Source organism: Brasilonema octagenarum UFV-OR1, assembly GCF_963888615.1.
Lineage (GTDB): Bacteria > Cyanobacteriota > Cyanobacteriia > Cyanobacteriales > Nostocaceae > Brasilonema > Brasilonema sennae.
On the sequence record NZ_CAWPKW010000187.1, the window covers coordinates 57,696 to 69,215 of the forward strand.

General features: G+C 40.2%; 12 protein-coding genes, 1 tRNA gene and 1 pseudogene. 6 read left to right on the forward strand and 8 right to left on the reverse strand.

The features are described 5' to 3' along the window. Positions 1-357: 357 nt before the first annotated feature. From AC5590_RS13180 to AC5590_RS13200, 5 genes and pseudogenes are all read right to left on the reverse strand, one after another. Positions 358-1,029 carry a LuxR C-terminal-related transcriptional regulator gene (locus AC5590_RS13180; protein ID WP_169264130.1) on the reverse strand — a complete coding sequence of 224 codons (672 nt, stop codon included), beginning with the start codon at positions 1,027-1,029 and terminating at the stop codon, positions 358-360. Positions 1,030-1,089: 60 nt separating this feature from the next. Beyond that, complete coding sequence (locus AC5590_RS13185) at positions 1,090-2,214, reverse strand: sensor histidine kinase (RefSeq protein WP_169264131.1); 1,125 nt, start codon at positions 2,212-2,214, stop codon at positions 1,090-1,092. A 776-nt stretch (positions 2,215-2,990) separates the two neighbouring features. Continuing rightward, a pseudogene (locus tag AC5590_RS13190) lies at positions 2,991-3,114 on the reverse strand (IS982 family transposase); the annotation flags it as partial. A 151-nt stretch (positions 3,115-3,265) separates the two neighbouring features. Continuing rightward, positions 3,266-4,201, reverse strand: coding sequence for an outer membrane protein (locus AC5590_RS13195; protein WP_169264132.1), 936 nt, complete (start codon positions 4,199-4,201; stop codon positions 3,266-3,268). A gap of 441 nt (positions 4,202-4,642) precedes the next feature. Beyond that, the gene (locus AC5590_RS13200) at positions 4,643-6,160 is read right to left on the reverse strand and encodes a protein kinase domain-containing protein (protein WP_169264133.1); all 1,518 of its coding nucleotides are present in this window, start codon (positions 6,158-6,160) and stop codon (positions 4,643-4,645) included. Positions 6,161-6,431: 271 nt separating this feature from the next. Between AC5590_RS13200 and AC5590_RS13205 the strand changes: the two genes are divergently transcribed. From AC5590_RS13205 to trmFO, 4 genes are all read left to right on the forward strand, one after another. After that, positions 6,432-6,608 carry a BrnA antitoxin family protein gene (locus tag AC5590_RS13205; protein ID WP_169264134.1) on the forward strand — a complete coding sequence of 59 codons (177 nt, stop codon included), beginning with the start codon at positions 6,432-6,434 and terminating at the stop codon, positions 6,606-6,608. A gap of 83 nt (positions 6,609-6,691) precedes the next feature. Continuing rightward, positions 6,692-7,063 (forward strand): element excision factor XisH family protein, encoded by a 372-nt coding sequence (locus AC5590_RS13210; RefSeq protein ID WP_348982696.1) that lies wholly within the window; start codon positions 6,692-6,694, stop codon positions 7,061-7,063. 18 nt (positions 7,064-7,081) lie between these two features. Continuing rightward, entirely contained in the window at positions 7,082-7,417 is a 336-nt protein-coding gene (locus AC5590_RS13215) for a XisI protein (protein WP_169264135.1), read from the forward strand. A gap of 48 nt (positions 7,418-7,465) precedes the next feature. Further along, positions 7,466-8,785 (forward strand): FADH(2)-oxidizing methylenetetrahydrofolate--tRNA-(uracil(54)-C(5))-methyltransferase TrmFO, encoded by a 1,320-nt coding sequence (gene trmFO, locus AC5590_RS13220; RefSeq protein WP_169264136.1) that lies wholly within the window; start codon positions 7,466-7,468, stop codon positions 8,783-8,785. A 122-nt stretch (positions 8,786-8,907) separates the two neighbouring features. On the opposite strand, the gene AC5590_RS13225 is transcribed toward trmFO, so the two are convergent. Next, complete coding sequence (locus AC5590_RS13225; RefSeq protein ID WP_169264137.1) at positions 8,908-9,228, reverse strand: hypothetical protein; 321 nt, start codon at positions 9,226-9,228, stop codon at positions 8,908-8,910. Between the two features lie 487 nt (positions 9,229-9,715). Between AC5590_RS13225 and AC5590_RS13230 the strand changes: the two genes are divergently transcribed. Continuing rightward, positions 9,716-10,078, forward strand: coding sequence for a helix-turn-helix domain-containing protein (locus AC5590_RS13230; protein ID WP_248277185.1), 363 nt, complete (start codon positions 9,716-9,718; stop codon positions 10,076-10,078). A 407-nt stretch (positions 10,079-10,485) separates the two neighbouring features. Then, positions 10,486-10,558 (forward strand) — tRNA-Arg (locus tag AC5590_RS13235). 50 nt (positions 10,559-10,608) lie between these two features. Here AC5590_RS13235 and AC5590_RS13240 read toward each other — a convergent pair. Continuing rightward, a complete protein-coding gene (locus AC5590_RS13240; protein ID WP_169264138.1) occupies positions 10,609-11,136 on the reverse strand; it encodes a cysteine hydrolase family protein in 528 nt (175 codons plus the stop codon). Positions 11,137-11,333: 197 nt separating this feature from the next. Next, positions 11,334-11,520, reverse strand: a 187-nt coding sequence (locus AC5590_RS13245) for a hypothetical protein (RefSeq protein ID WP_211178350.1), incomplete at its 5' end; no start/stop codon positions are given.

Here is an 11,520-nt window from a genome sequence, read left to right on the forward strand (position 1 = left end):
GTTACTGTCTTAAGCAAACAAAGCTTTGATTGCAAAATTTAAGCTCAGCTATAGCAGTCCGAATTGAATCGTGAGAGAATACGTAGATTAAAGCTCTCGTTTCAATGTAACATTTTGTTCAAGGATAGCGATTATAAATCGCGGTTACACGAGACTTTACCCGCTTGTACAGGTTATTTTATTATGTCCACGTAAGTGGACTTAGTTTGTGTAGTAGCAAATTCGATTCGCCCAATTGTTTCCAAATTTCTCATGTTCGCGCAGCGTGCCCGTAGGGCTTATGATTTAGGATTGCTATAGTGTTTGGAAACTTTTTAACTTAGAACTTATTTTATCTTTTTACTTTAACAGAACGTGTTATGCCTGTACTATCCCTAATTTTATAGCAGTTACAATAGCTTGAGTACGACTGGTCACCTTTAATTTTTCAAAAATACTCGTGAGATGTGCCTTAACTGTTGCTACTGTGACATATAATTTTTTAGCAATCTCTTCATTAGAAGCACCCTGAGCTAACCAATACAAAACTTCTTGTTCTCTTTCTGTTAGATGTAATTTTTGGCATGCTTTGAAATCAGATTCTGACTTAGCTTGGAAATGGCGAAAAAAACCGTTAGCAACCTCTGCAGGGAAATAAACTTCAGATTTTATCACTTTATCAATAGCTTCATACAGTTGAATGACTAAGCGACTTTTAAAAATATAACCAGCTGCACCTGCTTGCATTGCACGGTAAATCCAGTTATCTTCTTGATGTGCTGATAAGACTAAAACTTTGCCAGCATACGATATCTCTTTTAAACCTATAAGGACCGAAATACCGTCAGATGACACTAATTCTAAGTCTAGCAGTATGAGATTTGGATTATGTTGAATCGTCAGCTTTAAAACTTGCTCTAAACTAGCAGCTTCACCCACAACTTCTATAGATAGAGAAGCATTGACATTATAAAAATTGAGGAGAGTGCGTAATCCTTGGCGGAAGCGCTGTTCATCATCCACAATCAACACTTTTTGAGTAGTAGTCATAGAAAATCCTCTCCAAACAGTTATGCAAAACTTTTTGAGTAGTAGCCACAAAAATCTTCTCTAGGTAGTTATAGAACGAGGTAAAACTATGGAAAATTGTGCGCCACCTGTTGGTAGATTATCTGCGTATAAACAGCCGTGATGGTCAAGAACAATTTTCTTTGCAATAGTTAAACCTAAGCCTGTACCGCCCACACGACGAGAATAAAAGGGGGTAAACATCTTTTGGAGATCCTCTTGAGATAAGCCTATACCTTGATCGGATATTTTAATAAGAACTTCATTTTTAAAAATTTGCCAGCTACAAACTATAGTTCCAAATTGAGGACTGAAATGAACAGTATTGCTCAGTAAATTATCAAACACTTGCTTCATTTGCAATCGGTCAACTACCAGTGTGGTAGAGTTTTCTGGCAAGCATATTTTTAGTTGCTTGTTATCAATCAAAGGTTTTAATCCCTGAAGACTTTCCGTGACTATACTTTTCAAATCTTGGAGAGAGATTCTTAATTTTGTACTCTGACCACAATAGATAAGTTCATTTAAATTAGTGTCTAACTCCTGTACAGAATCACGAATGACTCTTGCTTGTTCTTCTTGGTAAGAATTATCTTTCAATCCAAAGCATAAGTTTTGGGCATAGAGATCAATTAATGACAAGGAGTTACGTAACTGATGACTTGCACGTTGAATAGTTTGTTCTAGCAGTAGAATTTCAGCCTTTTGTCTTTCAGACTCAAAAAATAGATCGAAATACTTTGTCAGGATCAAAGCAGTTTTTCTCACCTGTTCTTGTAGGCTTTCTGAAAGAGATGTTTCAGCAAAGATTTGAATGTACTCTGGTTTGTGATTTCTATATCTTAAAGGGCAAAAATAAAATTTTGATGATATTAAAAAATCTAAATTTAATTCATTTAATGTTAAAGCATTAGGAAAGTTAGTTAACCATGTTTCCTCTCTCAAATATGTCAAAACCATTTGGGAAACAGGAAGGTGTCTTTGATTGAGACTCATAACCTCCTGAAAATCTTTAGTCACTAAATCATGATAAACGATTCGAGCAAAAAAAATAGGAGATTGAGTTGTTAGCAGTTCAGTTTGTAATTGACAGAAATTTTGTAAATCTAAAGACTGTAAATCTTTGTCATCAGTCATTAGATTGTGGTTTGAGGAACCTACTGCCATTGTTTACCTCACTGTAGTAAAGAGCATGCTTGAGCCATCTACTAGACGTCTTGCAAAAATGCTTGACATGTCATGTTGAGCGTTCGCATAGCGCACGCCAAAGTAACGCATAGCGTGCCGTATCTCCTGCACAGACGCTGCGCGAACGTTAACGCCGCGCCAAGGCGCTCTTCGTAGCGTTTCCGGAGGAGATACGCTACACGGAGCCTGCCCTCGAGCGGAGCGAAGGGTTTCACTCAGAATGACATCCACAACTTTTCGACTTTTGCAAGAGGTCTACTATGTTAAGAAAATTTGCGATGCCAGAATTTCCCTATTGGCAGCACTTGAAGGATACACGTGAAACCTACCTGTTTTGCTCATGGGGAGTCTATCTTCCAAGATTCACTTTTACGCTCTTATAACTTATAGGGGCGAGTAAGGACAACTTATGCACTTGTGTGAAACAAACGAAAATTTTTTGGTAGTATTTATTCTGATTTAGAGAGTATTGTAAAGAACCTGATGATACTCCGATGATACGAGCGATTGCAGCCAACGATACGCGTTCAAGTAAGAGTTTATCAATTAACTTATAAGCTTGAATTTAGTCAAAAGCAGCGCAATAAAGTTAGATTCAGTAAATCGAAAAGTTTTCCTAAAAGGGAGCGTTCCCCAAAATTATGTTATAAAATATACTTTTTTTTACTCAACTATACTAACTAGGAGGCGGTTGTAAATTACTTTCATTTATGATTAAGAAAATTCTATTTTTTATTAACGTGAGTTCGACGAACTTAGAAAATGGCAGGAGATAAGGCAGGTAAGTCTTTGGGATAAATATCAAGTGATGGTTTTTGTGGCAAATAGGTGTAGGCAACGCTCACCAGCCATTAAGTTGACTAAGAAATTGAATGCTGCGTAGCGAAAGAATCCTCATCCAACTCTTCGAGCATGGATGAGGTGCGTTCAAAACACTCGAGTGTACAGAGTTTTCTATCTGACGCATATTATTTTTATTGAAGAAGACCACAGAGTAGGAACGCAGAACAGGCTGCGCCTGTTCTTTTTGTTAAAAATTGTAACCAATACCGAACATAAGTCCGACATCAGTTTGATCGAGGAAACCAAAGTTTAAACCAGCAGTGGCGGTAAACTCAGGTGATAAGGGCACATCCACACCACCAGTCAGAAGAAAGCCGACGTTGCTATCTCCACTTGTGGAAATTGCTGCTCCTGCGCCAACGTAAGGAATAAAATTTATTTGTTCTTCTTCAAAGTCTGTGACTCGTTTAACTGGAAAGTCAAATGTTACAGGCAAAAGAAAAACAGCATTATCGCTAAATACAGCAGCAGGGCGAAAAGAAAAGTTTTTCGTTATACCAATTTTGCTAAAGATAGTGAAGGCACCTTCAGCTAGAGCAGTATCGCCGCCACTGAATCCAATATTTGGACCAATTCCGATATAGCTACGAGTTGCTCTAACAGGTAACAGTTCTGATGCTCCGTTTCGTATTGGTGGCGTTGGAGCGGGTGAAGGTATTGAAGTTGGCGCTGGCGCTGGTATTGAAGTTGGCGCTGGGGTTGGTCTTAAAGTTGGCGTTAGGGTTGGAGTTGGCGTTGGCGCTGGTGTTAAAGTCGGCGTTGGGGTTGGGGTTGGGCTGAGCGGATTTTCTGGAGGTGTTGGGCTGAGGGGGTTTTCTGGAGGTGTTGGACTAGGTGTCTGATTTTGTAAAGGTGTTGGGCTTGGACTGAGCGGATTTTCTGGAGGTGTAGGACTAGGTGTCTGATTTTGTGAAGGTGTTGGGGTAGGGCTGACGGGATTTTCTGGAGGTGTTTGGCTGATCGGATTTTTTGCAGGTGGTAAGGTTAATGGTGTTGTTGGCGATCGATTAACAGCTGAAGGTTGCGCTAAGGATGGTTGTAGAGAAATAGCTAAACTCGTAATACCTAGTAAAGAAGTTTTAGACAAAACTAATCTCAGCTTTGTAAGTAATTTTTGATTCATTTATCACTCCTCTAAATATCAACACACACCGAAGACATAAATAGACCGATCGCAGGCTGGTACTTGAAGCTAGAAGGTAGACAGCCCAAAGGTATGAGCAAATAAAGCTTGTAAAATCGGTTTTGGAGTGTTGCAGCTCGCCGAATGATGCGTTTATAAGCATTGCGGCAGCGCTTAACACACTCTACATAATCTCATGTTTTTTAGCTTCAAGTACTTGTGTTTCGTTTTTTTTAAGTAAAATGATACTAAAAATATAACGTAATAAGTCCAATTTTAAGTTTATGATTTTATGATATATTTTTGCTAAAATCAATTTCAAATATTCATTTAGCTTGATTATTATGCTTTTCCTAATTGATAGAAAAATTTTCAGTTATTTGTCTGATTATTTAAACATTGGTTCGGATAATGTATCCTGACGTAATATAAGATTAAAAATTATTGGCAGCGTACAATATTATTACTTCCTTGCAATTTTCCCCGCTGCCAAATTCCACTATAACGCAAGCCGTCTTTAGATATCAACGTACCTTGACCATCAAACTGGTTGTTTTTGAATTCTCCTATATATTGACAACCATTTTTGTAGATAAATTTTCCTGTGCCTTGAAAAGAATTCTTATCAAACTGACCTACGTAACGCTCACCATTTCCACGTACCAAGTTTCCACAACCACTATATACTCCATTTTTTAGTTCTCCATCATATCGAGAAGATCCACCCAACTTGCGATCAGGAAAGATTATGATTCCTTTGCCTGTCAGTGGTGAATTCTTTGGGAAACCATAAACTGTGGCTGAACCAATTTTCCTACCGGGCGTACTTGGTTGAGCTAGTATTGGTGTTTCTGGGCAAACCAGTTGCACGTCATATGTGGTTTGTGGCGAGTCAGGTGTGGGTTGTTTGGAATCAGCGACGGTTTTTTGTGAATCGGGTGTGGGTTGTCCTGAATCAGCGACGGGTTTTTCTAGATCGATTGTGGGTTGTCTCCAAAAACTCATAAATAACAATCCCACTCCGATTAGCACACCCACGCCAACTCCAGTACCAATTAATACTTTTTGGTAAAGTTTCAATTCTCGTCGTGTTGGGGTTGGTAATGGTGGTACCGGTGGTGGCGATGGTGAGGGTAATGAAGATGGTCTTAGCGCTTGCAACGCCTCGGATGCTGTTTGATAACGTTTATTGAAGTTATGGCGCACCATTCTATCTAATACATCTGCCAGTCTAGGGCTAACCGAAGCCCGATTTCGCCAAATGACTTCCAAAGTTTCAGAGTTTTTTGGCAGTTCTTGAGGTCTGATCCCAGTTAAAGCATAAATTCCCAGCATCCCCACTGCATAAACATCGCTGCTTAACTTGGGATACCCATTCAATTGCTCGCTGGGCATATAGCCATAAGTACCAACAATAACGGAGACGTTTGTTTGCCCTTGAGCATTGACTACTAATGCGCTAATTTGCTTGACAGCGCCAAAGTCTATCAATACTATCTTGCCGTCTGTCTTGCGCCGCATTAAATTTTGTGGTTTGATGTCTCGGTGAATGATATTCTTATTGTGAACAAATGTAAGAATTTGTAAAACTTCCTGTAATAGCTGTGTTACTTCAGCTTCATTTAACCTCTTACCAGGAAAAATTTCCCCACTTAAATCGTGCCCATCTATAAATTTTTGTACTAAATAAAATTCGCCGTTTTCTTCAAAGTGGGCGAAAAGTCGCGGAATTTGACTGGACTCATTGCCTAAGCTATATAAAACCTTTGCTTCTCTGTCAAATAACACTCTGGCAAGTTGCAAATCTTCTTGATTTTGCATTTGCTTGAGGTTTTTGACAACACACAGAGGATGATCGGGTAAATCTAAATCTTCAGCTAAATAAGTAACTCCAAAGGCGCCGCTTCCTAAGAGTCTGACAATTTTGTAGCGCTGGCGGAGAATTTGACCGATAAGCATTACTATTTAACCAAGAACAAAATGAATTCTCTTAAATTTTGGCACATACAACCTAATCGCCCAACTCCTTTGTTTGTGCAAGTGAACAGAGAGTTTTTCACCTGCTTGGCAAAACGAATGGTATAACTATATAATGACACGGCAGTAAGCACGGATACTCTTAGCGTCGAATCCATAAGATGCGATGCTCTCTTCTCTTTTTATAACACTGCATTCCTTCGTGTGGGAAAGCAATAGACTACTGCCTTTAAGTACGATAGCTTACAATTAGATGGCACGGGTACTGAAAGTTTCCCTAAATATGCGACTTGATGCCGATGTGGTAGCCTGGTTAAAGAACCGACAGTCACGAGGCTATCAGACCCTGATCAACTTTGTCCTTCGGGAGTACATGCTCAAACACCAGTCTGAGGCTGTTCGCGGAGTAATGACCAACAAAAGCAGCTAAGAAGCGACCGAATAAAAATATTGAACTGTGCCGAACTGTAAGCAATAGAGCCTGTCTGATGCCCGCTAGAGATCTATTCCATAATGCAGGTCAAAAATGCACTTCATAAGGATGATTGGGTCATTACCCACGATCCCCTAACTTTGGATCTGCGAGATCGCCAATTGCATGTTGATCTTGGAGCAGAAAAACTGATTGCTGCACAGAAAGATAACCAGCAAATTGCTGTTGAAATCAAGAGTTTTGTCGCGCCTTCTAATGTTTCCGAGTTTCATATGGCGCTAGGACAATTTTTGAACTACCGACTTATTTTACGTCTGAAGCAGCCACAACGAATTCTCTATCTAGCAGTCCCACTAGATATTTATGAAGATTTTTTTTCTGAAGAACTCCCTCAGCTTAGTCTAAAGGAATATCAGATCAAGGTTTTGGCATGGAAAATTATTCGATCCTGAACTGGAGGTCATCACACAGTGGATAAACTAAACCAGTACCGTCAAGCAATCAAGCAAATTTTGACGCGCTATAGTCAGATCAAGCCTTCCTTTGGCGAGATTGAGCGCTATACTGCATTTGATACTGAGCAAGATCACTATCAGGTGATTAGCGTTGGCTGGGAAAATCGTCGTCGCGTTTATGGATGCTTAATCCACATTGATATCAAAAGCGACCAAATTTGGATTCAATACGATGGCACGGAAGATGGAATCGCTAATGAGTTAGTGGAGTTAGGCGTTCCCAAAGACAACATTGTTCTGGCATACAAATCTCCGTTTATGCGTAAATATACTGATTTTGCCGTAGGATAAAATTATGAAAGTTTAGTATTTTAAAATAATATAAATATGGAAAGAAATATGGAAAAACAAACAATTCATGTTATTGGAGGTGGACTAGCTGGGACAGAAGCAGCTTGGCAAATAGCCTCTGTTGGAATATCGGTCGTTCTGTGGGAAATGCGCCCAAATCGCTTCGGTGGTGCACATCACACGGAACATTTAGCGGAATTGGTGTGTAGCAATTCTTTTGGGGCAATGGCAAGCGATCGCGCCGCTGGTCTTTTGCATGAAGAACTACGCCAACTCAATTCTATTGTGATTTCAAAAGCTGATGAACACGCAGTTCCCGCTGGTGGGGCGCTTGCAGTCGATAGAGGACAATTTAGTCAGGATTTGACGCAAACTCTCGCTCAGCATCCTCTGATTGAACTGCGTCGAGAGGCATTACGTGTTATCCCAGAAGGAATTGTCGTTTTGGCAACTGGTCCTTTAACGAGTCCGGAATTGGCAGAAGATTTACGCCGTTTCACAGGGATGGAATACCTCAGCTTTTTTGATGCCGCAAGCCCAATCATTGTGGGAGAATCGATTAACCACGATATTGCTTTTCTCGCCTCTCGTTACGATAAAGGTGAAGCTGCATATTTAAACTGCCCGATGAATAAAGAGCAGTACTTGCAGTTTTGGCAAGAACTGCGTACTGCTGAACAAGTGGAATTGAAGGATTTTGAACGGGAAACAGCGAAATTTTTTGAAGCCTGTTTACCAATTGAGGAACTCGCACGCCGAGGGGAAGACACGATGCGTTATGGTCCTCTCAAGCCAGTCGGGTTATCGGATAGTCGAACTGGAGAACGCCCTTATGCTGTGATACAGTTGCGGCAAGAAGACAAAGCAGGTCAACTTTGGAATATGGTAGGATTCCAAACAAATCTGCGTTGGGGTGAGCAAAAGCGTATTTTCCAAATGATTCCTGGTTTGGAAAATGCTGAGTTCGTGCGGTTGGGAGTCATGCACCGCAACACCTTTCTCAACGCGCCTGTGCTGATGCAGCCTAGTTTGCAATTTATCAACCGTCCAACGTTACTAGCTGCTGGACAGATAATTGGAACTGAAGGATATACTGCAGCCGCAGCCGGTGGTTGGTTGGCGGGAACGAATGCAGCGCGGCTGGCTTTGGGGAAAGAACCTTTGACTCTACCCAAGACGACGATGATGGGGTCACTGTTTGAGTTTATCAGTTCCGCTTCGCCTAAGCATTTTCAACCGATGCCTCCTAATTTTGGAATATTCCCAGAATTGGGTCAGAAAATCAAAAATAAACAAGAGCGTTACGGACGTTATCGCGATCGCGCTTTGGCTGACTTGAAGGAATTGATAAACAGTGTTCAGCAGTAAAGTGCTGAGTCAGGGAGAGACTTCTAATTCTGAATTCTGTTCGCGCAGCGTGCCCGTTGGGCATATTTTGAATTTTGAATTGTCTTGTCCCCTTGTCCTTCATCAAGACTCAGAACTCAGGACTATTTTGATATCCTTCGCTGGTCTTGAATTGTTTCGTCGTTGGTTGTAGCTATTCCGTGTATACCGATCGCTGCGATCGTTATACCAATGAAGCCCCAAGTCCCATTTGTGAATGCATTCATCCGATGAACGAAACTACGATGATAGGCAAGATCCAACTGTCTATTATTGGTTCTTCCATCCCTAGCTAACTTGTCCACATATCTTTCAGTTCTTTGTAACTCCGTATACTCAGTGTTAAACGAGTAAAGCGATGATCCCGCTATCAATAAACCTGGAATAACCAAGGCAATAAAGAGAATTGCTCTGCCTATGCTCATACAACCTCGTTAGGCAATATATTTGAGTTAATGCTGACATGGCGAGCATTTATTGATAGTATCTGGCGAACAAATTAGAAAAATCGTCCACTCTGAGATGACATCGTGTCTGGGAATAACAGTCATGAAATTTCCGACCATACCCTGGGAAATCTAATATCAAGAGCATGAAAAAAGCTCAACTTCCAGAACATCAGGGAAAAATGAGCAGCGATTTCTTCTTATATTTTGCTGCACATTATGCATCTATAGCAACCTAAATCATAAGCCTTGCGGGTACGCTGTGCATAGGGAACAGCGGCACGCTTTGCGCTTACGTGAGCAAACTTGATCCTCGAAGATCCCCGACTTCGTAAAAGTTGTCGGGGATCTGTGGCTTTCAATTTTCACAAATCAAATAGGATCGCTATATGCACACTGTTGATACTGCTTATATCAAGCTTATCGATGAGTTGGATTTTTCACAAATGATTTAGGATTGCTATATATGACAAAGATAACTGGAAAAATGACCCTTACTTTTAATCCAATAATTTACAGCGAATTGCTATCTAAACATCAACCTCGAATTATCAAAAGTGAAGAGGAAAACGAGAAATTTCTCGCAATTGTTGAAGAACTGCTTTCTCGTCCTAACCTGACTCCAGAAGAAGATGCTGTGTTGGAACTATTGGTAAGACTGATTGAGGATTTTGAAGATAAGCACTATGAGATTAATGCCTCAACGCCACACTCAAGACTCCTTCATTTGATAGAGGCTAGGAGTCTGGAAAAAGCTGAGAAGAGTGAAAATTTTTGGTTCGAGGGACGTAACTACCGAAGTAGTCAATGGTCAGCTAGAAATCAGTAAAGAACAAGCTGAGGCTTTAGGGGAGTTTTTCCAAGTTACAGCGGTTTTCTGTAAGGTGGGCATTGCTCACCAATATCTCAAATCTCTATCACATAGGCTTTTATGAGCAATGCCCACCCTACAATGTGTGGTCTATTCATATGAAAACCGCTGTAATCCGAGCTTGTTTTTGTCAAATTAGGCGATCGCTTCGCTGCTGCGCTCCGCGCAGATCGCCCTGCATAACACCGCACTCTCTTGCAATCGCACTTCCTGCAAACGAAAGAAGGCCCTAGAAAGTTGGTGTCTTTGCAACCCAAGCAGCAGTCTAACAATCTGGTGTAGCGGACGGAATAAAGATCTTGGTAGCAAGTCAAAGCTATGCTATAATAGGTTAAAGTAGCAAACTTTGATGTTTACTACTTTAAGGGCGCGTGGCTCAGTGGATAGAGCAACAGGTTCCGGTCCTGTGGGTCGGGGGTTCAAATCCCTCCGCGCTCGTTTTATGTACATTAACTAATTATTTGACAAGTAATTTGTCGGATCTAATATTATAAATATTTACTGATATCAAATTTATCTATCGGTTCACTTATAATATTACTTCTTCCAATTAGCTGACTTAAAACTAAAATAGCTGCTTGGTGAAAATTTTCACCTCCATTTGATGCTGAGTAATACTCTAAAATATAAGGATTAATGTTGTTTTCAAAAAAATCGATGGCAGTTTTTAAGACACAAGCTTCAGTATCAATTCCACAAATAAAGACTGTATCAATATCCCTTTTTTTAAGAAATATAAGAGTTTCTTCATTGCAGCCAGTGTATATAGTTTTATTAAAAACAACATTAGCAAATGGTTCAATTTCATCAACAAGTTTGCGCTCTGTGTCTGAAAAAAGTTTGTTCCAATTTAGATATCTTACATAAGGACTATCAAAGGTATTGATAAATCTTGTGAAGATAACGTACTCAAATATCTTTTGCTCTAATAGAGACTTAATCCGTTGTATAACATGACTTGTATTTTGAGTTATAAATCCGTTTTGAAGATCAATGACAAATAAGCATAAGTTCATATTGTTAGACCTGAGAAAATCTTGGAATTATAGCTTTTCAGTATTTATTATGAAAAAATTATACTAATTAAAAAAATCTTTGCGGCAGATAACGCATTCAAGATAAACGGTAGCGCGATCGTTAACTCTGCATAATCCAGGTGACGAACGATATCGATCCGAGTACCAGGCATGACTGCACACTGATTTTACTACCACTAAATAATACTATCTATATGCCAATACGGTTCAGTTAGCGCAAAAAACATAAAATTATGTAGGTTGGGGAGCCAGCGTTGCAGGAGGGTTTCCGCTCTCACGGCAAGTCTGGCGTTTGAGGAACGTTCGCGCAGCGTGTCCGCAGGACATAAACCAACATTTTCGGGACTTTGTTGGGTTTCACTA